Source organism: Anaerotruncus rubiinfantis, assembly GCF_900078395.1.
GTDB classification, from domain to species: Bacteria; Bacillota; Clostridia; order Oscillospirales; family Ruminococcaceae; genus Anaerotruncus; species Anaerotruncus rubiinfantis.
Window position 1 is genome coordinate 581,929 of record NZ_FKLA01000009.1, and the last position, 26,227, is coordinate 608,155.

The following is a 26,227-nucleotide window of genomic DNA, read 5'->3' on the forward strand; positions in this document are numbered from 1 at the left end:
AAGGGTTGAGCACTGTGAAAATCGCAAGAGTGATCGGAAGTATTTGGGCCACCAGGAAAGATGATAAACTGACAGGCTATAAGCTGCTGATCTTGGAACCGGTGGATATCCGGCGGCAGGAAAAGCAGCAGGAGCCCTTTGTGGCGGCGGATACAATCGGAGCGGGTGTGGGGGAAACGGTGCTTTGGGTTGGCGGCAGCTCCGCCCGGAGCGCGGCCGCAGACATGAGCGTACCGGTGGACGCCACGGTCGTTGCCATTGTGGACGATATGGAAGTCAGTGACAAGCAGGAGCAGGTGACAAAGAGATGGATTTGATAGAGCAGACCAAAGCGGCGGGCGTTGTTGGCGCGGGCGGGGCTGGGTTTCCCACACATATCAAGCTGGCCGCCTGCGCAGAGTGGTTTATCGTCAACGCGGCGGAATGTGAGCCGTTGATCGAGACGGATAAATTCCTCTGCCGTACATATCCGCATGAGATCGTCGAAACGGCTGAAACGGTGGGAAAAGCGCTGGGAGCCAGTCATGTGGTTATCGCACTGAAAGAGAAATACAAAGAGGAGATTTCCGCGCTGCAAAACGCGATCAACAACCGGCAATCGGCTGTGCGTCTCCACAGTATGCGGCCCTATTTTCCTGCGGGTGATGAATTCGTTCTGGTGGAGGAAGTCACCAAACGCGTTGTCCCGGAGGGAGGGCTGCCGCTGCAGGTCGGGGCCGTGGTCGATAACGTAGGAACGATCATGAGCATTTTTCATGCATTGAAGGGGCAGCCGGTCACGGACAAATATCTCTCAGTCGTGGGCGCGGTGGAAAAACCAGTTATATTGCATGTCCCTGTCGGTACGTCAGTGCTGGAGTGTATCCAGGCAGCCAAACCGTCTGTTTCATCGTATAGCGTCATTTTAGGCGGCCCGATGATGGGTAAAGCGCTGCGATCTGAAGAGACCGTCGAAAAAGCGGTGGTGACCAAGACCACCGGCAATATCATCGTGCTGCCGGCGGATCATGAACTGATGAAAAAAGCCGACCTGCCTATCGAACGAATCCGAACAAGGGCGAAAAGCACCTGTATGCAGTGCCGTGCCTGTACGGACCTATGCCCCCGCAATCTGCTGGGACATCGAATCCGTCCACATTTCCTGATGCGGAATTTTGCGAAGGAAGGCCTGATGGAAACGGACGAGGCCTATTTGAAGGCCTTTGGAGAAGCAGTGAACTGTTCGTCCTGCGGTGCCTGTGAAATGTTTTCCTGCCCCATGGGTCTTTCTCCGAGACAGGTAAACGCCTATCTGAAGCAACAGCTCCGGGAAAAACAGCTAAGGCCGGAACGCGGCAGTGCTCCGGCAGCAAAGACGGAAAAAGACTCCAGACGGATTCCCACAAACCGTCTGGTTGCCAGACTGGGGCTGTCAAAATATGACCTTCATATAAACCCAGAATGCCGTGCTATCGCTCCACAGAGTGTGTACATCCCCTTTTTGCAGCATATCGGAAAATCCGCGGTGCCTGTAAAACAGCGGGGAGACGTGGTGACAAAGGGTGAACTGCTGGCGATGGCGACGGATGGCGGGCCCTCAGCCAATATCCATTGCAGCATTTCTGGCGTGATCCATGAAATCAATGAAAATGGGGCCTTGATCCGGGGCAGGGAGGAGTGAGCATATGGGAAAAGCAATTGGAATGATCGAGACAAACAGCATTGCCAGAGGGATCGAAGCCTGTGATTTTATGATAAAGGCCGCTCGCGTGGAACTTCTTCGGTCCACCACCGTTTGTCCCGGAAAATATATCGTATTGGTCGGCGGTGAGACTTCAGAGGTGTCCGCCGCAATGGAGATCGGCAAAGAGATCAGCGGCGGGTATCTGGTGGACAGCCTCTTGATTCCCAATGTACACGAACAGGTTCTGACTGCGGTACATGGAGCAGTGGATGTGGATCCGCGGGGGGCGGTGGGCGTCATTGAGTTCTATTCCCTTGCCTCGGCAATCCAGGCGGCGGATATTGCCGTCAAAGCGGCGGAGATCACACTGATTGAAGTCCGCGTCGGCTATGCGGTGGGCGGTAAGGGCTTTGTGACGCTGTGCGGCGATGTGTCCGCGGTAAACGCGGCGGTAGAAGCTGCGGCGGCAGAGACGGAATTGTTGGTGGATACTTGTGTGATTCCCCGTCCGGATTCTGCGCTTTTGACGCAACTGCTCTAGTGATATGTGGGAGCGTTTTGAGAAATGATGATTAAAAAAGAAAAGCATGCTTCTTGGGCGAAGTATCGAGAAGAAGCTTTGATGATTCTGGTCGGCTGTTCGCTATACGCTTTGTCAATGGCTGTGATCGATCAGGCGTCTATCATCCCAGGCAACTTGATGGGGATTGCTGTTGTTTGCAACACATTATTCGATTGGCCGACAGGTCTGGTGAATCTCATCCTCAGCATTCCGACCATAGTTATAGGAACGTTGGTGATTGGGAAGAAGATGCTGGCCTATACAGTCGTCGCCATCCTAGGAACGTCCGCGCTGATCGATTGGTGGGTTCCAATCCTTTCATATAGCTCTGCCGGTGGTTCGCTGCTTCCGACTATAATGGGGGCTTTGATGATGGGGGTAGGCTGCGGGATGATGTTCTATGCCGGAGCAACCACGGGAGGGACTACGATCTTAGGGAGACTGCTACTACTGCGGTTTCCCAAAATGAAACTTGGGAATCTGCTGATTATGATGGATGGCGTGATTATTGCAGCAGGGACAATTGTGATGCGGGATATGGTTGGTTTTATATATTCCATTCTTTTTGAAGTGGTATTGTGTAAAACCGTCGATGCTGTTATATATGGGTTTCGAAAATGTTTTTCAACGCGCTGGTAAATTTATAAGGCGGGAGAATAGAAATGAAGTATGCCCTAATACAAAGGCCGTCGCCAGCAACAATCAGTATGCTGAAAAGAAAAACTGCAGATGCAGGTATTAAGGCAGAATTGGGCGGTCGTATGGTAGAAGCGGTCGGACTTTGCCAGGGATCGGTTTTGGAAGTATTGGTTGCCAGCGACGTAGCAGAGAAGGCAGCCGGAGTCACAGCGGGAGAAGTAAATGGAAATTGCCCGCAGCATATTACCTGTCTGGCAATTTTAGGAGATACCGAAGCCGTTCATGCTGCCATGGAAGCGGTGAAGGCAGCGACGGCGACAATCTGATGAGAGATATCATAGAGAAAATAACGCTCTTGATCGACCTGAATATAACAGCATTACAAGGGCCTATAAATCCCGGCCCCTCTCATAAATAAAGAGCGACTGGAACAATGTGGTGACGCTATGCATATGCAAAGCGTCACCTTTTTTATTTAAACACAGAAAGGGATGCAGCAATGAATATTACCGATGTCAAAATTAGAAAGATCGAAAAAGAAGGACGGCTTAGAGCAGTGGTATCCATAACAGTCGATTCTGATCTGGTGCTTCATGACCTCAAGGTTGTCCAGGGTTCTGATAAGCTATTTGTTGCTATGCCGTCCAGACGCGAACGAAATGGTCAATGGCACGATATCTGTCACCCCATTACTGGTGCTGCCAGAGCGCAAATTGAAGATGTGGTTCTCGCCTCCTATCAGACCCTCATGCATGCCCAGGAAGAAAAAAATCCCATCTTCCGCGTGTGCTTTACCGCCCAAAAGTCCTACGGCGGCAAATTGCAGCCCAAAATGGGCGCAGGCAATCTGCCCATCTGCCTTGAAATTGATCTTCCAGCAGCAGATAGCCTGCTTCAGGAAGTGAAGAAATTCCATGATAAACACCACACCAGCTATCGATCTATCCGTGCTTTCCGGTATCCTTTCAAAATCGGAGATATGATCGCAAACGACATCGAATCACTGAACGAATCCGCAAAGCTGATCAGCAAAATGGATGAAGAAACAATCAGCATCCTTCAATCCCGACTCAATGCAAAGGCGCCTGTATGTGAATATGAACTGGAAGAGTGGTGTAAGGAATTGCAGCAGCTTTGCAGGGAAAAGGGACCGGCGCCTCTTTGACAAATTGTGAAAGGACATCGACAGACATCCAATTCGCAGTGCTAGCTGGCTTGTCTGCCGTCAAAAAATACCATGCAGAAAAAAGGCGTTAAACATGGAATCATTCGCTCCTCGGTTAAACCCATTAACAATCCCGTTCCGCAGCCTGTTGCTTGTGATCGATATACCAAATGTGCGGGATGCCCTCATCCGCAGCATGGGATGATCTGCTGGGACGAAAACGGAAAATGCCTCCGGTTGGAAATGCATAGTATCTATGGACGAAAAAAGGAGCTGCAATGATTGGGTATCAAAGCCCATAAAAAGCAATTTGAGCGAATATTCACTTTGCGTCCCGCTCTTCCCGAGGAGTCGGGGCTTTTTTACGCCCTGCCGCCCGAGCAGGATGAGGCGCTGGGCGCCATCGGACACGTCCGTATTGATTTCGGCCACAGAGGGGATGAGTTCTGGCACACCTGGTGGCCGAGAGGTTCGGAGGCGCTAAACTCTTCCGAATTCAAGACGGAGCTCACCGAGGTGGTGGACGATCTGCGCAAACATGTCCTGAAAAGCCTTTCGGACATGGATCGCTACTGTAAGGAACACGGCGGGGAGATCAGCGGCGGCTGGGCGCAGAACTATGGTTATATTTTAGAAACCGGCAACTATCAATATTGCCTGCGGTGCAACCCTGTGTCCGGAGATTACCAAGCATATCTCGTCTGTTTCGACCTGCGGGTACAGGAAAAGAAGCAGAATCAAAGTGAATTGCCCGATCAGGAAGTGCAGATGGGAGGTCTATAATATGCTGAAATGGAAAAGCCCATGGGAGTCAATCCCGGCACACGAATATCCAATCACTTTGGAGCGACTCGGAAAGTTTCTTGCCACTCACTACAAGCCTTACGTGAAAGCGATCCATATCTGTCTCGCCAGGTTGAGAAAACACGCCGCAAATTTAGCCGTTCAGCAACGAGATAAAGACGTGGCGGAACTGCGTGAGCTTATCATGCAGGAGGCGACAAAATTCATTTAAAATATCTCTCTGCTGATGTCCAGAAGGAGGTTTCAATATCCTCGAAAAACTCCTCAAAAGTTTCATTCCCTGGGTTGGCGGAAAAGGAGCGCTGAGAAAACTCATCTACCGTCTATTTCCAAGCGGCTATAAGAAATATGTCGAGGTATTCGGCGGCGGTGGATCGGTACTCTTTGGCCGCAAGCATCCTCAAAAATGTATGGAGATTTACAATGACGCCAACGGTGATCTTGTAAATCTTTTCTATTGTGTCAAAAATAAACCGCTGGCCCTGCTCGCAGAACTTGGCTTTTTGCCACTCCATGCGAGGGATGAATTTAAAATTCTGAAGAAATTCCTGAAAAAGGAAGAATTCACAGATGACGACCTCAAAGAAGAACTGGAACTGGCCGAACACTTTCTGCCCCCTCCTGACTTTGAGGAGATCCGGATATTGCTAGCCGGGCAGGCTGCACTGCGGGACGTCCGGCGCGCCGCAGCGTACTACAAGCTGATCCGTTACAGCTATGGAGGCGGTGGAAATTCCTATGGAGCGCGCCCGCTGGATATTCGTCGTGGATTCCATTTGATCTGGGAGTGCTCCCGGCGCCTTGCTGAAGTGGTTATAGAACATAAGGATTTTGAAGCGTTGATTGAAACCTACGACAGCTCCGAAACGCTGTTTTATATTGATCCGCCTTATTTTGAAGCGGAGTGCTATGAAGTGGAATTTTCTCTGAACGATCACTACCGTCTCATGCAGGTGCTGAGTAAGTGCGAAGGGATGTGGGTACTTTCCTACAACGACTGCCCGTTTATTCGAAATCTCTACGCAGGATATCGTATCTATCCTGTCCGCCGTCTGAACAATATGGCGCAGCGATACGAAAGTGGGAAAGAATACCCCGAGGTCATTATTCTAAACTACGACCCCAAAGAGTACGCAAAAGAAAACCCCATCCAAATGACCCTCTTTCAGTCTGATCAGGAGGATGAGGATGAATATGATTACGTCATTGCCAACGAACAGGAGGAACTCACATGAAGAACCACACGATGAAGAAGGATTTTTGCATTCCTGCCCAGTTTCTTGATGTGGCGGGGCTTTCCGCCTCTGCGGGCGGCACAATGATGACCATTGCTCCCGGCGTGATTATCCTGATGAATCCCATCCAGGATGATGAGGAGCGGCGTGAGGTTATGATCGCGCTTCGTAAAACAGCCTTTTCTCTTAGGATTAAGTCTGGAGATTCCTGTGAAGATGATCCGGATGATGGCTTTCACATTCCTTCCTATCTGCTGCGGGAAGCAGGTATCGACCCCAACAAAAGTCTGGATGTCGTCATCGACGACGGCTCCCTCATCATTTCCCCCGCTCAAAATCCGGAAAGTGAGATTTTTCCAGAAGACGCTCTGCTGCAGGGTGTTTCATTACTCCGGACACTTGGAATGCCCTTGGGCTTGATCCGAAGAATTCTGAGGGAAGGAGCCGACGAAGATGCCGTGTGAAAATGGGATTTATCGTCTCATCGATTGTAAAGGCCGGATCTATATTCCAAAGCCCTTCCGGGACACTCTGGAGTTGGAGTGCGGCGGTTTCGTCCGGCTGATACCCGCTGAAGGAGGTTTGCAGATTCGAAAGGTTGCACTGATTGAGGTGGGGGATCAATCTCCGGAAGCTGTGGAAGCCTTTGTAAAAGCCGCAATCAATCAAATGCCTTTTAACAAGCGGCTGGAAATGGCATCGCTGATGATTGGCCGGGAAAGCGGGGAAATGGTATGAGCTTATTAGACAAGGCCCATTGCTAACCGGATTCCAGTGATATGGATTACACCGGAAAAGTATTGGTGCTTCTTCCGCAAGTATTGGACGAGCACTACAGACAAGAGGAAGGCCAGCTTTGGCTTGCGCTGAATGGCTTCGGATGTCGTCCCGATGTAATAGGACGCTCAATTTTATGCGTTTGCCTGTCCGATGGAGAAATGGCACGCTGGAATCGCACGGACTTTTTTGGCGTCATTCGTGAGGAAAGCCTGCCCCAGTGGGCGAAAGAAAAGCTGGAAAAGCAGGCAAAAGGATTCGAACCGGAGATCAAACTGTAAAGGAGATTCCAATGATTCCTGTTTATACCCGCTCCTTTTGGGAGGCATATCAGCGGGGCGAAGTGGACGAGTACCGGACGAGCAAGCGGGAGAACGTTGCCTGTAAAAAGCCATCGACAAAATAACTGACCGGAGTAACGGGATACTTCCAGAGCCTATTTCTGTCGTTAAAATCCTGTCGCGGTATGGTAAGGATCGCGTATTCCATGTGCTGGCAAACACTGTCCTGTACTTTAATCACGCGCAAGGCTTCCAAGCGCACTTGGCGTGGGCGCGTGAACTGGCGCTACCTCCGGATGAAACCGGATTGCTCAACCGGCGCGGGACTTATTTGGTGCGCGGTCCCGTAGAAACAATCGGCGCTTTCATTTCGCTGGCGAAATCCCAAAGTGAAGACATCGATGCAATACTGGAGAGTGCTGACTCTGAACAGTGCTTCCGACTCAACTTATAAAAGGTGGAAAACAATCATGCTAAAACGAATGATCCCGGCCATGACGATCCTTTTGGTTTCGCTGATGACTACAACCGCTTTGGCTGAGGAACCACGCCTGGTAGTGTCCGGGGAAGGATCGGATCAAACGATAGCGATTACAGATGTCACGCCCGCTGATGGAGCCGAGCCGTCGAAAAACAAAAACTATATGGTCGGCGACTATTACCCCATTGAGGTAAGAACCGCTATGGACGGGAATGCCCAACTCGTCATCAAGACATTCCTCGTCCCGCCTGATGTTCCGGCCTCGGCACTCATAGAAGATAATCTGGTACGGCGCGGTGTGGAATACGAAGTGTCGGATGTCCTGCGCCGGGAGGTCGCTGGAATCACTGAAAGCAAAACGATATCCCAAACACTTTCCGCACCCGTAGAAAAAAACAATGAATCCGAGGCACTCGCTGCCTTGACCCCTTCAGTTGCTTTTAACAAGGATGGCTATACAGGAACACTGTTGTTGGACAGCAGCACGATTTCCATCCGGGAGTCCGGAAGCGAAAACTACACTTACACTTTAAAAGACATCCGGGAATATAACAGTCTTGAACGAAACGATCCTTACTATGTGCCCAAAACGGCAGAAAAGAATGGCGTTACTCTGTCCCTGGCCGATATTCAATGGACTCCAATGGGTACAGGCGGAGAGAACAGCGACGATCCGGGCCTCTATAGAGCTGTCGTTACCTATACTGGACGTGCGGCCGGCAGCAAGGCAAGCGGATACATCGCAACCGCGACGTATAGTGGCAAAGTAACCTCAATGTCGGAGGGCAGCGTTCTATTCAGCATTGTCTACGAAGCAGCTCCAAACACAAAAATTAAGGTTAAAAGCAATTTTGACTTCGCACCGCTGTTTTTTGGTATCGGTACGCTTTTTCTGATTGCCATAGTTGCAGTATTAATCCTATATTTTATCCGCCGAGGAAAACTGGCTGTTGAGTCTGGCGTAACCGATCCTGCCTGCCAGGACCCCTTTGCTGGACGGCCCGCGATGGACTTGCCGCAGATGCTGGATGATATGGACCGAGGAATTGATGGAGGCGATGAGAAATGAACAGATTAAAAGGAACGTGGCAAGGAGCCGGCAAATGGTTCTTGATCGGGCTTCCGTTGGCTGTTCTAATCCTTGGTTGTGTGGTCTGGCGTGTAAACACAGCACTGGTGACCTCTCCCAGAACAGTAGCCGATTCTCTTCACGAAACAGAAGTGACATTCGATTTGGATAACAATCGTGCTTATACCGCAGATGATGGCGTTGTAGTTATCGCACCGGAAAGCCACGAACGAAATGACAGCGCCGGGGAAACAGAAAAAAAGCCGGAGCGCCAAAAAACAGTCGCTGTCTTTGCCGATACACAACAGATATGGGACCAGTCCATTCCTCTGTCTACCGAAAATTATACGTTGCCGGACGAGATCAGGTTAGTGGACGGCTCAATTGGTACGCTTATAATTCCGAAGATCAATCTGTCGGCAAGTGTATATGAAACCGTGCGGCATGGTGAAGAAATGGAATCCATGACCAAGGGAATCGCACACTTTGCAATCACGTCTGCCTGGGACGGCAATATCGGATTGTGCAGCCACAACGAAGCGCCGGAAGGTGCGGCCGCATTTTTTCGGGATATCCATCTGCTCCGCCCTGGTGACGAACTAACCTATAAAACGGCACAAGGAGAACGGCGGTACAAAGTCACCGAGATAAAGGAAATTTCGGAAGATGATTGGTCTTACCTGATGCGCTGCGAGGACGGGATTAACAGGGTGACGATGATCACCTGCATTACCGGAAAGCCCAATAAACGGCTGATGGTACAAGCAACTGAAGTGTAAGACCGATGCTTTACTGCAATTGATGAATCGCTTTTGTATAAGCCAATTGGCATTGTGAATTGGGAGTTGATAAAGTGAGCATCCAACAGGCGTTACAGCGGAATATCGCCGCGGCTAGGGGTGAAGACATTCCTACATATTTTATCAGGTATGCTACACCAGGCCGCAAGCAAATCAAAACCAAATGGTTGTATAACCTGAACGAAGTAAGGGTCTGGTGTAGCAAAAATTTCAATGGAGGGGGGCGGCTCCTCGCTGGAAGCTGGCAGGTCTTTGCCATAATGGATGACATAAAAAGAAGACGGACGCTTTTTTGATCAGCGCCCATTGATATCGAAACCGACATATCAACCAAAGGACAAGCCATAAATCAGTAATATATAGCAGATGGCTTTTCTCCGCAATTGATGCTATTCTGATGGTAAAGGAGGTATCAACCAATGAAGAAAAAGCAGGCTGCCGCATGGCTCTGCACCGCGCTCCTCTTGGCAGGGATGCCAGCTACGATACATGCTGAGGATACGGAAGTATATCAATTCGAAGCGTTCCTCGTAGACGGTGGAACTTCCGGAGGACATACGCCTCCAACTTCACCATCAAAATACCAGGACACCGAATCCATACTGCCTGGGGATGAATCGGCGCTGGCCGAACAGGAGGAAGTGGATCTGGACGCGCTGGCGGAAGAAGTATTCAAGTTAACCAACGCTGAACGTGAAAAAGCTGGCCTGCCCGCCCTGCTGGTGGATGGGCAGCTCTCCGAAATGGCAATGCAACGCGCAAAGGAGCTTGAAGCAACCTTTACCCATGACCGTCCGGATGGAAGTAAATGTTCAACAGTATTCAATGAATACGAAACCAGCTTAAATTGGTATGGGGAAAATATCGCATATGGACAGCCAACGCCCGAGCGGGTGATTTCCGCATGGATGAATTCTCAAAGCCATCAGAAAAATCTCTTGAGAAAAAAAGCGGAGTATCTAGGAATTGGAGTCTGGCAGGATAGCAGAGGACTCCTTTATTGGGTACAGGTCTTCGGCAAAGAGTAAAACATAATACATCATGAAAAGCCGCTGAGATCAGCGGCTTTTGCTTTGCAAAGGGGGGATATAAACTGAAATGGGTTACCGAGGATGAGCTCCGAAGTATGAAAAACAGCGAAGGCATGATCTTTCAAGGCTGCGGAGGTGATTTGCAAGAATGGGTAGATGGGATCAATAAACTCCTAGCTGAAGAAGGAATCCTCAAAAACGAAAGCAGGTTTAAGGATATTTACGTATTTAAACATGATGGTTTAACAAATCTCCTGTTTTTAATGGATGATGTCGAGGTTGATGGCGGGAGTCTTGCAATGTGGCGTTTGCGAACATATGACCTGTTTGGCGGGACCTGGTTGAGCGATTATGTCGCTAACAAACTGGGCGGCTTTATCGACGATCATGAGGAGGAAAAAACGACAATCGTGCAAAAACCAGATTGCGCACTAATTGGTAATAATGGGAACATATTTGGTTTAATGGGAATTGCTTCTCGAACTTTGAAAGAAAACGGTTTATCAGCGCAGGCAAAAGAGATGTGTGGGCTTATTATGAAATGCCATAATTATAATGAGGCGCTTAATATCATTGGCGAATATGTTAATATCGTTTCTGAGGATGAGCCGGAATTGGATGACAACAATCTGAAGTTAGACTACTGATAAAAGTTGTTGAAATCAGCGGCTTTTACTCTTTTCCATCCCGGAGATTCCCAAGGCGGCAAAATTGACGCATTAGGCTCGGTTTTGCCGGTTTCATCATTCGGGCCTGCTTACGTCATCCTGCCGCCGCAGTTTGATCGCAGAAAGGAAGATATGATGAAACAACACGGTAAAATGGCGCCCCGGCGCTTTCTGGCAACACTGCTGGCAGTAATGATGCTTGTTACCACAGACTCCAGCTCCTTGGCATTGGAACCGCTGGTCAATTTGCAGCCGGTGGTATCGGGCGAGGAGGAAAACGTTATTCCCGATTCCTCATCTTCTGAAAATTCCGATGAGCCGCCCTCATCCTCTGAAGATGAGCAGGCACCGGAACAGGATGAGGGGCAAAACTCCTCGTCTGAAAGTGAAGATCCGGCTTCGTCGTTGCCGGAATATCCGGAGGAGGATTCTCCCATATCAAGCAGCGAGGAGGCCGTTCTTCCGGATGAACAACTCCCGGCAGAAGAAGAAACCGTTGAGAACTCTGGCCTTGACCCGCCGGACAGCGCGTCTTTCGAGGCGTTTATAACATCAGGATTGATGCGGAGATCCCGCGCAGCAACATCAAGGGAAGCGCTTTTCATCAATATGAAGACGGTTCCGGAGTTCTCCTTTAGATATCCATTTGGATCAGGAACTTCGACCTTTGCCTTTTATGTGTATTGGACATCGGAGGGACAAACGGCTTACTGTATCGAACCCGCCCGCTTCGACAGCAACCACGGAACCCCTATTACCGGGTCTATGACCTGGTCCGGGCTGTCGATGGAAAAGCAGCAGGCAATCGCCCGCGTAATGGCTGCCAATACCGCGGGGCACTCAGACTACGCTTCCTATGCCGCCGCCCAGGTATTGATCTGGGAGATCGCGATTGGACAGAAGCACAAGGCGGGAAGCGTCTATCAGGGAGTCATTGCCCCCCACGCTTCCGCACTGGCCCCCAAGTACGATTCCCTGCTCAGCAAATATCAGAATGTTGGCGAGATCCCCAGTTTTATGAGTAAAGACAAGAGCAACCCCACGGTTCATACGATGACAGAGGATGGCGGCGGATATTCCATTGATCTTAAAAATGCAAACAGCAAGGTAACTCTGCAAAAAAATGCGTTCAAATCCCAAGCACAATTGGATTTCGCTGTTTCGGGAAGTACTCTTACCGTAACCTCCGCCGATCAACCGGGCAGCGATTCATTCGTTACATGGGAAAGTCAACCAGGACAAAGCGGCCTTATCTTCTGGAACAGTTCGGAACAGGCTAAAGCCAGTGCCACCGAACCCACAAATCCGCCTGTAAACGGCTACATGTCCTTTAGTTCGGAGGCCGTATCCCCGGAGGTACCGGATGAAGGGGATGAACCGCAGCAGGTCGGATACCTCACGATCTATAAATATGATGGCGAAACAAACCTTCCCCTTGGCGGCGCTGTTTTCAAACTGGAGTGCGAGGGGTTCCGGGATGATGCATTCCCAGTTCCCTACGGTGGGGCGACTGCTGTAATTCCTCTTCCCAAAGGAAAAACTTCAGTCGATGTGAAGGTAACGGAGGTCACCGCTCCGGACGGCTACCAAAAATCCAGCGAAACGAAAACCGTTACGGTAACCGCGAACAACATCAGCAATGTAGCGGAGGTCGGCTTTACAAACTATCCATTGGAATGCTCGCTGACAATTTATAAATATGAAAAGGGTAATAAAGGGAAACCCCTGCAGGGCGCGCAGTTTGAAATCCGCTATGCTGATCCGGATGTTAGCGCTGAAGTCTGGACATTGACAACAGGTACCGACGGCCGTATCCACGTTGATCTCCCCTCGGCTGGAACTCTTGTTTGTACGGAACTGTCCGCTCCGGCGGGTTATGTGATCGGCCAGCAGGAATCTTACACCATCACAGTAAGCAAGGGCGAAGATAAGCTGCTTGAAGTCCCAAACGATAAGAAAGCAGATATCATCGTCTATAAAAAAGACAACCAAACCGGCCAGCTTTTACAGGGGGCGGTAATCAAGGCGACGCTTCTGCGTTCTCACACCGAACCTTTCGAAAGCGGTATGGTTTATACCCGTACCACTGGTCCAGATGGACGTGCGGTATTTGACAACATGATCCCTGGTGAGTATCGGATCGAGGAAACCTCCCCTCCCCAGTTTTATCTGCCTACTGAAATCGTACATACGGTCAATGTATACGACGGTTCCCACGAGCCGGTAGAACTGGAATTTCGCAACGACCCCTGGACAGGGCTTACCATCAAAAAGGTGGACGCTACCAACGGCAAGGGGCTGGAAGGTGCGATCTTTAAACTCTATGAGGGTGCCGCGGCGGAAAATACCAAATTCCTGGGTGATTTCCAAAGCAATGAAAATGGAATTGTGACGATCACTGACCTGGAAAGCAGTAAATATTATACCATTGTGGAATCCCAACCGCCCTATGGCTACTTTTTGGATGAGGAACACAATGTTCAGACCATCCTGATCAAGCCCGAAGCGATCAACGAAAATATTACCGTCATTTTCAGGAATATGCCCAAACCAAAACTCAAGATCATTAAGATCAACGAAGCCGACGAAACAGAACGGCTTCCCGGCGCTGTGTTCCGAGTGGCCAAAAAAGGCTCTCAGGAATATATCGATGTGGAGACGGGAGCAGACGGAACCGTACTGCTCGAAAATCTCGAAGCAACGTGGTATACGATCTTTGAATTGCGAAGCCCGACAGGATTCACGCTTGATACCGAGCATTATGACATTTTGCTTGAAGCGGGTAAAACTTCGGAATTGGTTGTAAAAAATCACAAAAAACCTACCTTGACCATTGAAAAAATCGACAGCATGACACTCCAGCCAATGGATGGGGTGATCTTCGAGGTGAGCATCAAAAACGGGAAGTCTCTCGGACAATTCACTACTTCAGGAGGAAAAATTGTCTTGGAGGATGTTGAACCAGGCCTCATTTATCTGGTAAAAGAAATACGAACTTTGCCTGGGTACCTCTTGGACGAAACCGTACATGAGGTAAAGCTGAATTCCAACGAGAGCATTCCCCTTCCTTTGAGCAATACTCCAGAGCAACCGATCTTGATCGAAAAGAGGGATTCCGTCACCGGCGAACCTATTCCGGATACCACGTTTCTCGTAACTCGGTCAACGGGTGAGCTCGTGGGAGAATATACCACAGGCAGCAACGGTTTCGCAACTGTGGCCGGCGAAGGGGTGGTTCCAGGGTGGTATCAGATCCGGGAGGTCAAGAGCAATCCCTCTTACATCCCCGCAGAAGAAACCAAGCTGGTGGAATTAAAGTATGGGGAACCTGCCGTCGTGCTTTTCCACAACAAGCCCAGGACCGGACTGCAGATTCAGAAAAAGGACGGCGTAACCTTGCAGCCGATTGAAAATGTCGGCTTTGAAATTCTGGAGGTCAATGGAGAGTCCCTGGGCATTTTTTACTCGGACGAATCCGGGCTCATAAACCTTCCCGGCCAGGACGAAAAATGGGTGCAGATCGTGGAGGTCGCTCCAAAACAGGGGTACAAACCCGATCCGGCGCCTCGGCTCGTCCAACTGGAGAGTGGGAAGCTGCACATCGAGGAGTACCGCAACCAGCCCTATCCTACTTTGGAAATCACCAAGGTCAATGAAAAGGGGCAGCCGATGCCCGGCGTCAAAATCCGCGTATCTGATTACCTGCATAGAGAAATTGGAATTTTCACTACCTCGGCGGCGGGAAAAATTGTTCTGAGCGGTATGGATGGTGATCAGATCCTATATGTGCAGGAGGTTGAAACATTGCCAGGGTATGAGCTCGATCAGGCCGAATATGAGGCAGCAATGGCGTGGGGGCAGAAAACACCAATCCGGATTGTTAACAGGCCAAAAGCATCCCTGCGCCTGCTGAAGCTGGACGCGGAAACAGAAAAACCGATTGATAATGTGCGATTTAACCTCTACGACTGGGGAAGAAACCTGATTGACGAATTTGACACAGACGAGCGGGGCCTAATCGAAATCCGGCAGGAATTACCCGCAGGCAAATACAGGCTGCGCGAAATCCGCGCCGAGGGCTACGTCGTGGATGAAACCGAGCATGTAGTCGAACTAAAACCTGGCGAAACCACAGAACTTACCCTGAAAAATCAGCCGGAACGGGGACGCATCCAGATTGTCAAAAAGGCGGCAGACGATAATCCGGTCACCAAAGACAAAGCAGGCGGTCTGTTGAAGGGTGCGGAATTCACCATTTACAACGATAAGCTGGAAGTTGTGGACGTCATCACCACTGGCCCGGACGGAATCGCTACCAGTAAACCCCTGCCTCTGGCAACCTATGGAATCAAAGAAACCTCCAGCCCGGATTATTACCTGACGGATGGCAAGGTGTTCTACGCGACGTTAAAGATCGCGGATGACCTTGTCCGCTTCGAAGTGCTCAATGAAAGCGTGGATGTTGACGTAACGGTCGAGAAACGCGGCAATGTGGAAGTGCTGGCAGGCGACGTCATGCGCTACGATTTTTCTGAGATCCACAATTGCTCGAATGTGGGGTTGGAGGAATTTTATTGGCATGATAAATTACCCGTGGAATCAGTTCGACTGAACAAAATTGTCACCGGCACATGGTCGGAACGGCTGGATTATTCGGTGGAGTACAAGACCAACAGAAAGAACCGCTGGAGGACGTTGGAGGACGATCTCTCCACCCGTACCAGCCATACGCTGGATTGCTCACGGGAGACGCTGAACCTCGCAGCCAACGAATATGTCACCGAGATCCGATTCGAGTTTGGGGCTGTGGGACAGGATTTCTGTGAGGAAACGGGACCGTCCATCTATGTCACCACGTTGGCCGATCTCGCGGATGGCTATCGAATCATCAACCGCACAGACGTCGGCGGCAGAATCGAGGGCGAGTGGGTTGTTGCCAAGGATACTTGGATTACGGTAGTCTGGGCAAAGCCCAGAGGCGGACTTCCCAAAACCGGAATCTGAACCAAAGAAAACAGTAGAGGTTGGGCTATTCCCACCTCTACTGTTTTTGGAGGTACGTTTTCATCACATCAAGGAATAGCCGCGCATTTTCCAGCTGTTCCGACACGTCCTCTTTAGATACCAAGAAAAAATCCTCATAGTCACTGTCTTGACGGATTCTAAAGGCCCGCTTCACAATAACAGAAAGTTCCTTATCAAAAACGCCTGTTTTGATATATCGCTGCTGAAAATAGGAAATGACGCCGGAGTGCTTCTTAAAATCTGCGCCTTCCAGTGCCAAGATTGCCCGGATCGCATGGAAAATAGCATAATAAGAACGATTGGCGCTATCCGAAAAATGACCGCCAGCCAATAGTTCTTTGGCGGAAAGATAACACTCCTCCGCCTTGCCCAATCGGTATTGGGATAATGATTTTTTGGTGTTATCAGGCACTGATCCGTACCCCCTCGTCAGCTACGTTACGGAAGAAAGGTAGGACATCCAGCCATGAATAGAATGTTTCTGCGTCTTGAAGTTTAAAGGAGGTAAAAACATTGTATTTGAGATCCAAATCGGTACCGAAACGATCCCAAGTTTTTCGCTGTTCAGCCAACTGTTCGTTCGACTGTTTGACCAGTAACATAATATCTATGTCGGATTCCTCATCGGCGTCACCTCTGGCGTAGGATCCATAAAGGATTACCGCATCAAGGCTGCTGCCAAAGCACTCCTGTGCATACAGAAAAACCTCTGATAACAGCTGATTGAGTTGAGATGGACTGCACATGCAAACACCTTCTTTCACTATTTATTATAGCTCAAACACGGCCTCTTGCAAATATTATTTGGCCAACTCCCGGAACACTTCAAGATTCTCTTCCATCAATTTGTCTGTAGTTTTGTTGATCATAGCGCGCCTGTACTCATGGAAGCTTTCATATTCCAAAAAATCCACTACCGCATACCGCGGCTTATTGTTTTTCAAAATCACAGCCGCACCCTGTTCATCCACGAACCGAGCGGCCTTGGAAAAATTCCGGTTGCTTCAGTCATTGCAACCAAAGATTTGGAGTTAATCATCATAGCTTTTAACTCAATTTTATTGTAGACAGAATATAGGATAGATACAACCTATGAGGAGGATTTGAATTGTCGAAGAATGAACAGAAACCCCTATCCGCCGAATCCGTTGCCCCGTTGGAACTAGATGTGCGCATCCACTCGATACATAATGCAGGCGCGCGTTTGGTCGATGCATCGATCAATCTTGGCGGCGCGTTTGCTATACGAGGCGTCCGATTGATGAATGGGAAAAACGGACCTTTTTTGAATTTTCCAAGCTACAGAACGGGAAACGGAGACTATAAAGATATCTGCTCCCCTACCAGCGCGCAGCTGCGTCAACGAATAACCGACGCCGTAGTAGACGCCTACAATCAGGCGCTTAATCAGAAGATCGCTTCCCGCGACGAACCGGAAATTGAGGAGCCTGAATCAGGTTGCATGGCGCTGCAATAAGAACCGCCATTTTTTCAGACATATATCTTCATCGATTGGATTGGTTCTCACATGAACTGCGTGCAGAGAGAAACGAAGAACCCGCTATCTCTTCAAATATGAGACAGGCTCAAGGAGGCGTTTATTTGCCGATTGTTCATAACATACTCAACATCCAGGGCGGCAGCGCGCAAGCTGCCGCCCTTCTTGATTACATATCAGATCGGCGGTATGGCCGGGGGAGCATTGATCTGAACAAAATCACCCCTATGCCGCCGTGGGTTTACCGTAAGCCAACGAACCTCGCACTGCTGGAGCGGTATGGTGAGGAAAACTGTTCCCGCGGCTGGTGCCTGCGCAACTGGGGTGTGGATCAAAATATACTAAATCCCAAGCAATCCGCAGGATCCTATGATGGTGGCTCGGCAATACGATTTGAATCCGCAGACCGTGATGTCCGGGATTTGATTGAAAAACTCTCGCTCATTTTTAAGAACAACTTTATCGATTATCTTTGGGCAAGCGAGGATATCGGCAGCAATGTGGGCGCCGTACAGTATCGGGATGGCGAACCTCTCATCGAATTTATACCCGCACCGGGGACAAGAGCCGCAGTAGAAAAATCGTTGGACATTTTGGGTGCGAAAGCGTCGGAGTTCGGACTCATCTATAATCCCGCGACCGGAAACTATGAATATAAGGGAGGTATTGACCTTGTTTGACAGAAAGCAGTTGATCAGCCGGGGCGGAGTTCCTATTGGCTACTTTGAATCACCGGAAAGCGTGGTGGTCGATAACGAGTTCTTCGGAACCGAAACAGGGAGGAAACTTATCCGGACCGGACTGCGTATTCATTGGTCGGATGGAGTGACGCAAAGACTTCTCAAACAGGAGAAGGAGCACGGAAAAGAACTGAAACGAATTCGTATCTATCAGCTGCGTCCGGAAATTGATCCTGTCCGGAAATTCCAAAGTTATGAAGCGGTTTACCAACAATTCGGAGGTGTTCTGCGGGAAGATTATCTGGTGGCTTTCGACGGCATGTGTTCCACGGACGATCTGTCGGAAGTCTATGATCTTTTTAACGGCCGTCCACCCAAAGGGTTTGCTGGACATCCGCTATCAGTTTCCGATCTGATAGAACGGTACGATACCGGCTGTTCCGAAATCTACTACGTGGATCCTGACGAATTTGTTCCCGTCCATTTTTATTCGGAATAAAAGGAACCAGTCTGCCGCCTGAAATAAGGCGGTATTTTTTATTTGGAGGTATGCGATTGAGAAAAAAGCGCTTTTTTGCTTTCGTGCTGACCGGCCTGATGATGCTCCGGGTTTCTCCGGCTGCCTATGCCGCGGGTTCAGGTGATGTGAGCGGCGTGATCAAAGACACCTGGACCGACGCCGCGGGACAAATCAAAACGGTGGTTAACGATGTGGTCTTCCCCGCCTTGTCGCTGATCCTTGCAATTGCCTTTTTTGTCAAACTCGGAGCGGCATATTTTGATTACCGTAAACACGGTATGATGGAATGGCCGGGGCCGGCGATCTTGTTTGTCTGCCTGGTTTTTTCACTGGTCGCGCCGAATTTCATTTGGCAGATTATCAATATCTCTTGACCAGAGCAGAACTGAAATAGAGGTGAAGTATAAGGATGGTCAATGTTGTTTTGGGCAAGAGAAATCATTCTGAATATGGCGTTGTAACCGTACCGTTTCCCATTCCCCGAGAGCAGTATGATCAGATCATCGAAATGCTGCAGGCCCTGGAGATCGGTGATGCGCTGAACCGGGATTGCTGGATGGAGGAAATCAGTGGGGATTATCCGATACTCAAGCGTTTGGAAGCAACTGAAATCAATGTTGACGAGATGGATTATCTGATAAAACGGCTGGAGAGTTTCGATCAATATGAACTTCTCCAATACCAGGCTTCCGCGGTTTCAAATGGGCTCAGCGATATGACTGACCTGATCAATCTGACATACTGCTGTCAAAAAGTAACGGTTATACAGGACTTCCGAAATTTGGAACAGATTGGGAAACGTCATGTTCTAACCATAAGTGGTGGTTGTTCTATCCATGAAAAGCTGGCAACTTATGATTTCCGAAAGGAAGCCCTTGCACTTATCCTTAATTGCGACGGAAAAGTTACTCCATACGGAGTGGTTTATCAGAATGGCATGGAGTTAGATGAAGTCTATAAGGGCCGAGATTTTCCCGCCTACCAGTACGATGATTTTGCAGTCGAGGTTGGGGTGTATGATACCGGCATGACAGAACGTTCTGAAGACCGGACATGGTTATATTTTCCCATGTCGAAAACTGGAATGGAAAGAATGCTAGAGCGCTCCGGATTCATCAATCCGGAAAAAATCCGCATTGCTTCTTTAAGCGATAGCCTTCTGCCCCACATTGAGGATTATGTCGATCCGTCCAGGGAATCCCTGGACGGCATCAATGGCATGGCATATGCGATCAGTGAACTTAATACGAAAGAACGTGAAAAATTTAAAGCCGCCACGGAATTTGTAACCCCAAACGGCGCCAACCAGCTTGAAAATCTGGCATTGCAAATTGATCTGTTTGACTTCTATCCGGATATCACCACACCGGAGGAATACGGGAGGCACGTAATCGCAGAATCAAGGAGTTTCGATTCTGCTACAGGACTGGATGATTTTTTTGATTATAAGAGATTTGGGGAATGGAAGGCGCAAAATGAAATGGGCGGGTTCACCGCGAATGGATATATCGTTTATTGCGGTGTTATTTCAATTCCCGAATTACTCGCAGGGGTTCTTTCTGAGCGGTTGAAGGAAAAGGAGGAAATTTTATTTGGAGGGATTCAACTTTGAACCAAATGAAGAACGCAGAAAATGCACAATCCATACCAGCGCTGGAGCGGAGTGATCCTTTAATCGAAGCAATTAGAGCATTTCTTGCTGATCAAGAACAAGCAATTTATTGCAAAGTAAGCAAAATCGTTTCAGACGCGGCGCCAAGGGCTGATCTGGATGGCGAGAAGATCTACACCGAAATAAGCTATGACGATCTTCCCGATCCTTCAGGAGTAGATTTATCACTCGAAATCTTGCTGGGATTTGTTGATATACATTCTGCCGTAGATCATACGGATATTCATAACACCGGCGTTACCATCTATTTTCAAGATTTAGAAATCCTTCGTGGACTTGGGTTAAACCCGGAATCAGGAAGCGAGGCAGGACAGAAGATTTCGTAATTTTGTATAGGAAATTCCCGCTCATGCAGTTGCAAGAAAGAAGGAGAACAAAATATTTATTTGGGATTTTGTCGCGGACACAGTTTTAGGACAAGTGTTCGATTGGATCTATTCCAAGATCGTCGAATTTTTAGGAGAGTTTTTGACGATGATGAACGGCATGGGCGCCGAACTTTTTGAAATGCCTTGGGTAGAAGCAATTGTGACCTTTTTTTCCTATTTCGGATGGGCGCTTTATGCCGTGGGATTTGTAGTGGCTATCTTCGAAGCGGCAATCGAATATCAATCCGGACGGGGCGGTTGCATCAAGGATGTTGCTATGGGGACGTTGAAGGGGTTTCTCGCGGTGAGCCTTTTTACCTCGGTCCCAGTGGAACTGTACAAGCTTTGCGTCGATCTGCAGGGCAGCCTCTCCCATGGGATTGCCGGGATATCAGGCACAGACGGAATCGGTAATATGACACGGGCAGCGATGGGCTCAATAAACGGTTACGGAGCTTTTCTTGCACTGTTTCTCTTGATTTTAATGGGCTATGCGGTTATAAAGGTGTTTTTTGCAAATATCAAACGCGGAGGCATTTTACTGATTCAAATAGCCGTAGGATCGCTTTACATGTTCAGCGTGCCCCGTGGTTACAACGATAGTTTTTATAGCTGGTGCAAACAAGTCGTGGGGTTATGCCTCACGGCTTTTTTACAATCAAGTATCCTGATAGCCGGTCTGATGGTATGGAATGATCATGCACTGTTGGGCTGTGGCCTCATGCTGGCGTCATCCGAGATTCCAAGAATCGCACAGCAGTTTGGGCTGGATACCACAACGCGCGCAAATATCATGTCCGCGGTCTATTCCACCCAGACAATCATCAACCTTGCGCGTAATGTTGGCAGAACTGTTGCAGGATAATGATTTATTCGTAAGGAGGGTCTTATTGAAGTTGGTATATATTGCATCGCCCTTTGCAGGCGATGCGGAAGAAAATGTTCAAAAATCCAGAGTATACTGTCTGGTTGCTTTAGAGTCTGGTGTGACTCCTATTGCAAAAGGGCTGGATATTCCGGTGCACCACATAGCAGTTGCGCCAGAACAGGATATCACCCTAGCCCTATGACCCTTGGCAGCTTATTTGATGGGATTGGCGGATTTGTGCTGGCAGCGCAGCGTGCCGGCATCGAAACCCTTTGGGCGAGTGAAATCGAACCGTTCCCCATCGCGGTTACAAAAGAGCATTTTCCTTGTATGCAGCATGTGGGGGATATCACAAAATTGCATGGCGCAGCCCTGCCCTCTGTAGATATTCTATGCGGAGGATCTCCCTGCCAGGATTTATCCGTGGCCGGACGGCGCGCGGGTTTGGACGGCGCCCGCTCCGGCCTTTTCATGGAACAAATACGGATAGCAAAGGAGATGAGAGAAGCGGATGAACGGCGAGGAAGAACAACTGAGCCTCTTAGCCCCAGATACTTCATATGGGAGAACGTCCCAGGGGCATTCAGTTCCGGGCAGCCGAAAGGCGAGGACTTTCGAATCGTCTTGGAAGAAATCTGCCGGATTGTCGACGGCACCATATCAATACCTCGACCTGCGGGCGGGATTTGGTTCACTGCTGGGGCCGTTATGGGAAATGAATTCGATGTCGCTTGGCGCGTCTTGGACGCTCGATACTGGGGAGTCCCCCAACGCCGCCGTCGGATCTTCCTTATCGCTGATTTTGGAGGGCAATCCGCCCATCAAATATTATTTGAGCAAAACCGCTTGTATGGGGATTTTGCGGCGGGCACAATGCCGTGAAAAACCGCTTCCGCCGCAGCTCCACAAGGCGCTGTTGATCCAGGCGGGATTGGCGGAAGATGATATAGCTCTACCGATAACGGCATTTGCTGCCAACCAACGGGATGAGGTGCGGGACTGTGCCGGCGCTTTATGCACACAGACAGGAATAAAACGGCAGACCTCCATTGCAGAGAGTTTCCAGCCCTCCTGGGATACACGGCAATGCCATTCTTCCACCACGGGGGATAAATCTCCGACACTCGCAGACGCAGAGTACGGAGGACACCTGAATTCCAGTAACCTGCTTTTCACCGCGGGCGTGGTAACCAAGGGCAATGGTGACTGCTTCCTAACCTCTGAGACGCATACCTCGTGGGCCAGAGGTGGTGGTCAAGCCGGACAGGGATATCCCTGTATTTTAACGGCAGGATTTAGTGCTGGAGCGGCTTCTACCGCAGGAAGCATAGGCTATTCAGAAGAAACCGCACCAACGCTCAAAGGCTCAGCTGGTGGGAGTATGATGCCGTCCATTTTATGCCTCAACGACCAAGGCGGTCAAAGAATGGATGTAAGCGCCGATACCTGCGGAACACTCCGCGCTCAGATGGATGGACACCCGCCGTTGGTGTTGCCAAGGGACGCGCAGCTATATGAAAATTATGGGATAGATTCCCGGATAAAGGGACCGTTGAACAGCGCCCCCACCCTATCTGCCCGTGCGGGTACAGGTGGAAACAATTTACCGCTTGTAAACCAACCGCTGTCGACTGGGGACATATGCATCTCTGGAAATATCATTGACCGCCAGGTGCAAAACGGCGGAAATGGGATCGGTTTTAATGAGGATGTCTGCTTCACATTGACAGCAACCGACCGGCATGCGGTGTTCAGCCGCCAAAGGAGCGACGAATTTCTGCAGAACTCTGTGACAGCGGCACAGGCGGCCCGACAGCATAAGGACGCAACGGATCTTGTCTGCGATTCCGATAACCAGAACGTCCTGCCTCGACGCCGCCTACTGATCCGGCGCCTGACGCCGCTGGAGTGTGAGCGCTTGCAGGGGTTCCCGGATGGCTGGACAAACATACCCGGCGCAACACAGACAGCGCCCGCTACAAGGCGCTGGGGAACAGTGTTGCGATCCCCTGCGTGGAATTTATCATGCGCGGAATCGCTGCGTGTCTACAAAATGAACAGAAGGGATGACCATCAATTTATATCTACCCGGAAAATCTCAGGAAAAAACCGACGCTTTGGCTTTGGCAGCTCAAAGACGTTGCGATGGGCGGTACGCTGTCGCTGATCGGAATCATGATGCTGATAAAACTCGATTTTTACCCCATGCTTGCCATCGCTGTGCTGTACATATTTCTCAGTATCCGATTTGAAGATCGAAACATTCTTGATTTTCTGAAAAGCGCCTTTCGCTATTTTTTGCTGGTGCAACAAAAGTACGAATGGGCGATACCGGAACCGGTTCATATAGGCAAAGGAGTGAATATAGATCAACGCCATAAGCAAAAGCGTAAAAAAGCCAAGGGGAAAACGGCTCGATAAGACCACCCGTGGCCTGATAAACATACAGGGTATTACCGAATACAGCCTGCAGACCCGCCGCGGTGATGAGATCGCCATGTTCCTGATCCGCCCTTCCAACCTGTCGGTGCTCTCGCGGGATGGTATGCGGGCAAGGGTCAATGCGCTCATGAACGTGCTGAAAGGCTTTCCGGCCATCGAACTGCTCTGTCTCAACTCCCGCGAAAGCTTTGAAACCAACAAGCGATACCTGCTGGAACGGATTGATGAGGAGGAAGTTGTGCAAATCCGGGAACTGCTTTCAAAAGACCTGGACCACCTCAACCAGATCCAGATCCAAACGGCCAGTGCGCGGGAATTCCTCATTCTCATCCGATTGCGGAACATTAAGCAGAAAGAGATCTATCCCTATCTTGGGCGGATGGAACGGCTCATCCGGGAACAGGGGTTCAAGGTGAAGCGGGCCAATATGGAGGATATCAAACGGATCCTGGCTGTTTATTTCGCCCAGGACGTCACAAGCGAACATTATGACAACTTTGATGGGGAGCGGTTTTTATTTGTAGGGAATCAAAGCGATTACAAGGCTCCGTCCAAAATCGAGGAGGCGGAGGTGCTGAAAACCTTCCTCGACCTGATTGCCCCGAGTGTCGTCAAGTTTGAAACCGATCATTATATCTGCGGCAACACCTGGCGCTGCGTTTGGGCGGTTCGCAATTATGCCGCCGCAACCGAAGATCATGCTCTGCTCCAACATCTTGGCGAGCAGGCTGGAGTCACTCTGCACATCTATACCCGCCGTGTCCCGGAAGGTGAAGTGCAGCGGATTTTTCAGGATGCGGATAAGGCGACGCGGTTTACAAGCGCCTCCACCGATATCAACGCGGCGGTCGCGGCCGAGAGCGACCGGGAAGATGCGGTCGAAATACTTCGGTCATCGCACCGGAACCGGGAGCCATTTTATCACACCGCAGTCTATATCGAACTGCTCACAGATGATGAAGACAAATTTCTGGAGTTGCGTGACAGCGTAAAAGCGGAACTCGCTCGTTCAAAGATCAATGTGGATTACCTCAACCTGCATCAACGTGAAGGGTTCCTCTGCGTCATGCCCTCCGGCTTCAACATTCTGGGCGAGCAGTTTGAACGAATGCTGCCCGCGTCCAGTGTCGCGAACCTGTTCCCCTTTTCTTACAGCGGCAAAACAGATGAGCATGGGTTTTATGTCGGATACGATAAATATGGCAGTTCCATCATTGTCGATTTGGAGCAGCGCGACGAGGACAAGACAAATGCCAATACGTTGATCCTTGGAAACAGCGGACAAGGGAAATCCTATTTTCTGAAACAGCTTGTATGTAACATTCTGGAGAGTGGAAAAAATGTGATTTGCCTGGATGTCGAAGGAGAGTACCGGTCCTTGACAGAAAAACTCGGCGGGTATTATATCGACCTGTCAACCGGAGAGTATCTGATCAATGTCCTCCAGCCGTCCATCTGGAATGTAAACGGGCAGGAGGATGAAAGCAACGATTACGAACCCATGGCTTTCCGAAGCAAGACACAATTATCTCAGCATATCTCCTTCCTCCGTGATTTCTTTTGTAGTTACAAAAAGTTTGAGGGAGAAGAAATCGATACGATTGAACTCATGCTGGCCAAACTCTATCAGCGGCACAACATCACCGATACAAGCAACTTTTCCGCATTACAACCAGCGGACTGCTGATCGACCTGTTCCTCGACCTGCTGCGGGAAAAGCGGATCTCATATTCCCTGCCTCGCTTGGATGGGGAATTGCTTAACAGGCTGACGACGGCGACGCTTCCGGATGAAAAGGTCGACAGGGGCTATGTGGCCGCGATGGTGGGGGATCGCTATCTCCGGCTGGGGCAAGGGATTTTACAGCCGGCGCCCGAACAGGGAATATCTCTCTAATACTGAAAATAATTTTCAGAGGTGACCTCGATGATCTATAAGTGTATGGGGCGGGACTGCGGTTTTTTGTTTTCCAGGAGCGG

Annotated in this window: 31 protein-coding genes and 1 pseudogene; 30 read left to right on the forward strand and 2 right to left on the reverse strand. The window is 49.7% G+C overall.

Annotated features, from left to right (window positions below):
* The first annotated feature begins 14 nt into the window (after positions 1 to 14).
* The 18 genes from BN4275_RS08190 (at position 15) to BN4275_RS08275 (ending at position 16,179) form a co-directional block, all read left to right on the forward strand.
* Positions 15 to 317 (forward strand): EutN/CcmL family microcompartment protein, encoded by a 303-nt coding sequence (locus BN4275_RS08190; RefSeq protein WP_066460295.1) that lies wholly within the window; start codon positions 15 to 17, stop codon positions 315 to 317.
* Positions 308 to 1,660, forward strand: a complete 1,353-nt coding sequence (locus tag BN4275_RS08195) for a 4Fe-4S dicluster domain-containing protein (RefSeq protein ID WP_066456580.1) — start codon at positions 308 to 310, stop codon at positions 1,658 to 1,660. The genes BN4275_RS08190 and BN4275_RS08195 overlap by 10 nt, the downstream gene beginning before the upstream one ends.
* Positions 1,661 to 1,664: 4 nt before the next feature.
* Positions 1,665 to 2,204 carry a BMC domain-containing protein gene (locus tag BN4275_RS08200; protein ID WP_066456582.1) on the forward strand — a complete coding sequence of 180 codons (540 nt, stop codon included), beginning with the start codon at positions 1,665 to 1,667 and terminating at the stop codon, positions 2,202 to 2,204.
* A gap of 24 nt (positions 2,205 to 2,228) precedes the next feature.
* Positions 2,229 to 2,864 carry a YitT family protein gene (locus tag BN4275_RS08205; protein WP_066456585.1) on the forward strand — a complete coding sequence of 212 codons (636 nt, stop codon included), beginning with the start codon at positions 2,229 to 2,231 and terminating at the stop codon, positions 2,862 to 2,864.
* Between the two features lie 23 nt (positions 2,865 to 2,887).
* Positions 2,888 to 3,190: a BMC domain-containing protein gene (locus tag BN4275_RS08210; RefSeq protein WP_066456587.1), complete on the forward strand. Its 303-nt coding sequence runs from the start codon at positions 2,888 to 2,890 to the stop codon at positions 3,188 to 3,190.
* Positions 3,191 to 3,363: 173 nt separating this feature from the next.
* A complete protein-coding gene (gene spoVG / locus BN4275_RS08215; RefSeq protein ID WP_066456590.1) occupies positions 3,364 to 4,029 on the forward strand; it encodes a septation regulator SpoVG in 666 nt (221 codons plus the stop codon).
* A gap of 282 nt (positions 4,030 to 4,311) precedes the next feature.
* On the forward strand, positions 4,312 to 4,812 hold the full coding sequence (locus BN4275_RS08220) for a hypothetical protein (RefSeq protein WP_066456593.1): 501 nt from the start codon (positions 4,312 to 4,314) through the stop codon (positions 4,810 to 4,812).
* A gap of 1 nt (position 4,813) precedes the next feature.
* A complete protein-coding gene (locus BN4275_RS08225) occupies positions 4,814 to 5,044 on the forward strand; it encodes a hypothetical protein (RefSeq protein ID WP_066456595.1) in 231 nt (76 codons plus the stop codon).
* A 37-nt stretch (positions 5,045 to 5,081) separates the two neighbouring features.
* Positions 5,082 to 6,068: a DNA adenine methylase gene (locus tag BN4275_RS08230; protein WP_066456598.1), complete on the forward strand. Its 987-nt coding sequence runs from the start codon at positions 5,082 to 5,084 to the stop codon at positions 6,066 to 6,068.
* A complete protein-coding gene (locus tag BN4275_RS08235; protein ID WP_066456600.1) occupies positions 6,065 to 6,532 on the forward strand; it encodes an AbrB/MazE/SpoVT family DNA-binding domain-containing protein in 468 nt (155 codons plus the stop codon). Before BN4275_RS08230 ends, BN4275_RS08235 begins: the two co-directional genes overlap by 4 nt.
* Positions 6,522 to 6,806, forward strand: coding sequence for an AbrB/MazE/SpoVT family DNA-binding domain-containing protein (locus BN4275_RS08240; RefSeq protein ID WP_066456603.1), 285 nt, complete (start codon positions 6,522 to 6,524; stop codon positions 6,804 to 6,806). The genes BN4275_RS08235 and BN4275_RS08240 overlap by 11 nt, the downstream gene beginning before the upstream one ends.
* Positions 6,807 to 6,847: 41 nt before the next feature.
* Positions 6,848 to 7,126 carry a hypothetical protein gene (locus BN4275_RS17285; RefSeq protein ID WP_154018853.1) on the forward strand — a complete coding sequence of 93 codons (279 nt, stop codon included), beginning with the start codon at positions 6,848 to 6,850 and terminating at the stop codon, positions 7,124 to 7,126.
* Between the two features lie 175 nt (positions 7,127 to 7,301).
* The gene (locus BN4275_RS17905; RefSeq protein ID WP_479722611.1) at positions 7,302 to 7,580 is read left to right on the forward strand and encodes a hypothetical protein; all 279 of its coding nucleotides are present in this window, start codon (positions 7,302 to 7,304) and stop codon (positions 7,578 to 7,580) included.
* Positions 7,581 to 7,596: 16 nt separating this feature from the next.
* The gene (locus BN4275_RS08250) at positions 7,597 to 8,676 is read left to right on the forward strand and encodes a hypothetical protein (protein ID WP_066456605.1); all 1,080 of its coding nucleotides are present in this window, start codon (positions 7,597 to 7,599) and stop codon (positions 8,674 to 8,676) included.
* A complete protein-coding gene (locus BN4275_RS08255) occupies positions 8,673 to 9,455 on the forward strand; it encodes a class D sortase (RefSeq protein WP_066456607.1) in 783 nt (260 codons plus the stop codon). Before BN4275_RS08250 ends, BN4275_RS08255 begins: the two co-directional genes overlap by 4 nt.
* A 440-nt stretch (positions 9,456 to 9,895) precedes the next feature.
* Positions 9,896 to 10,504: a CAP domain-containing protein gene (locus BN4275_RS08265; protein ID WP_066456612.1), complete on the forward strand. Its 609-nt coding sequence runs from the start codon at positions 9,896 to 9,898 to the stop codon at positions 10,502 to 10,504.
* A gap of 98 nt (positions 10,505 to 10,602) precedes the next feature.
* Positions 10,603 to 11,154 (forward strand): hypothetical protein, encoded by a 552-nt coding sequence (locus BN4275_RS08270; RefSeq protein ID WP_066456614.1) that lies wholly within the window; start codon positions 10,603 to 10,605, stop codon positions 11,152 to 11,154.
* Positions 11,155 to 11,163: 9 nt separating this feature from the next.
* Entirely contained in the window at positions 11,164 to 16,179 is a 5,016-nt protein-coding gene (locus BN4275_RS08275; protein ID WP_154018855.1) for a SpaA isopeptide-forming pilin-related protein, read from the forward strand.
* 37 nt (positions 16,180 to 16,216) lie between these two features.
* On the opposite strand, the gene BN4275_RS08280 is transcribed toward BN4275_RS08275, so the two are convergent.
* Both BN4275_RS08280 and BN4275_RS08285 read right to left on the reverse strand, forming a co-directional pair.
* The gene (locus BN4275_RS08280; protein ID WP_066456625.1) at positions 16,217 to 16,612 is read right to left on the reverse strand and encodes a HEPN domain-containing protein; all 396 of its coding nucleotides are present in this window, start codon (positions 16,610 to 16,612) and stop codon (positions 16,217 to 16,219) included.
* Positions 16,605 to 16,946 carry a nucleotidyltransferase domain-containing protein gene (locus BN4275_RS08285; RefSeq protein ID WP_079988166.1) on the reverse strand — a complete coding sequence of 114 codons (342 nt, stop codon included), beginning with the start codon at positions 16,944 to 16,946 and terminating at the stop codon, positions 16,605 to 16,607. The genes BN4275_RS08280 and BN4275_RS08285 overlap by 8 nt, the downstream gene beginning before the upstream one ends.
* Positions 16,947 to 17,308: 362 nt before the next feature.
* On the opposite strand from BN4275_RS08285, the gene BN4275_RS08295 reads away from it, so the two are divergent.
* From BN4275_RS08295 to BN4275_RS17295, 12 genes and pseudogenes are all read left to right on the forward strand, one after another.
* Positions 17,309 to 17,677, forward strand: a complete 369-nt coding sequence (locus BN4275_RS08295) for a SpoVG family protein (RefSeq protein ID WP_066456627.1) — start codon at positions 17,309 to 17,311, stop codon at positions 17,675 to 17,677.
* A 125-nt stretch (positions 17,678 to 17,802) separates the two neighbouring features.
* A complete protein-coding gene (locus tag BN4275_RS08300; protein ID WP_066456631.1) occupies positions 17,803 to 18,378 on the forward strand; it encodes a hypothetical protein in 576 nt (191 codons plus the stop codon).
* Positions 18,371 to 18,877: a YodL domain-containing protein gene (locus tag BN4275_RS08305; protein WP_161940191.1), complete on the forward strand. Its 507-nt coding sequence runs from the start codon at positions 18,371 to 18,373 to the stop codon at positions 18,875 to 18,877. The genes BN4275_RS08300 and BN4275_RS08305 overlap by 8 nt, the downstream gene beginning before the upstream one ends.
* A gap of 50 nt (positions 18,878 to 18,927) precedes the next feature.
* The gene (locus tag BN4275_RS08310) at positions 18,928 to 19,272 is read left to right on the forward strand and encodes a DUF3852 domain-containing protein (protein ID WP_154018856.1); all 345 of its coding nucleotides are present in this window, start codon (positions 18,928 to 18,930) and stop codon (positions 19,270 to 19,272) included.
* Between the two features lie 35 nt (positions 19,273 to 19,307).
* Positions 19,308 to 20,510, forward strand: a complete 1,203-nt coding sequence (locus BN4275_RS08315; protein ID WP_066456637.1) for a hypothetical protein — start codon at positions 19,308 to 19,310, stop codon at positions 20,508 to 20,510.
* Positions 20,507 to 20,896 carry a hypothetical protein gene (locus BN4275_RS08320; RefSeq protein WP_066456644.1) on the forward strand — a complete coding sequence of 130 codons (390 nt, stop codon included), beginning with the start codon at positions 20,507 to 20,509 and terminating at the stop codon, positions 20,894 to 20,896. Before BN4275_RS08315 ends, BN4275_RS08320 begins: the two co-directional genes overlap by 4 nt.
* Before the next feature lie 52 nt (positions 20,897 to 20,948).
* Positions 20,949 to 21,803, forward strand: coding sequence for a conjugal transfer protein TrbL family protein (locus BN4275_RS08325; RefSeq protein ID WP_066456648.1), 855 nt, complete (start codon positions 20,949 to 20,951; stop codon positions 21,801 to 21,803).
* Positions 21,804 to 21,828: 25 nt separating this feature from the next.
* The gene (locus BN4275_RS17540) at positions 21,829 to 22,008 is read left to right on the forward strand and encodes a DUF7768 domain-containing protein (protein WP_066456651.1); all 180 of its coding nucleotides are present in this window, start codon (positions 21,829 to 21,831) and stop codon (positions 22,006 to 22,008) included.
* Positions 22,005 to 23,876 (forward strand): annotated as a pseudogene (locus tag BN4275_RS17695) (DNA cytosine methyltransferase). Before BN4275_RS17540 ends, BN4275_RS17695 begins: the two are co-directional and overlap by 4 nt.
* 75 nt (positions 23,877 to 23,951) lie before the next feature.
* Entirely contained in the window at positions 23,952 to 24,227 is a 276-nt protein-coding gene (locus BN4275_RS17025; protein ID WP_242863615.1) for a hypothetical protein, read from the forward strand.
* Between the two features lie 76 nt (positions 24,228 to 24,303).
* Positions 24,304 to 25,935 (forward strand): TraG/VirB4 family ATPase, encoded by a 1,632-nt coding sequence (locus BN4275_RS17700; protein WP_066456655.1) that lies wholly within the window; start codon positions 24,304 to 24,306, stop codon positions 25,933 to 25,935.
* Positions 25,936 to 26,003: 68 nt separating this feature from the next.
* On the forward strand, positions 26,004 to 26,144 hold the full coding sequence (locus BN4275_RS17295; protein ID WP_154018858.1) for a hypothetical protein: 141 nt from the start codon (positions 26,004 to 26,006) through the stop codon (positions 26,142 to 26,144).
* Positions 26,145 to 26,227 lie beyond the last annotated feature (83 nt).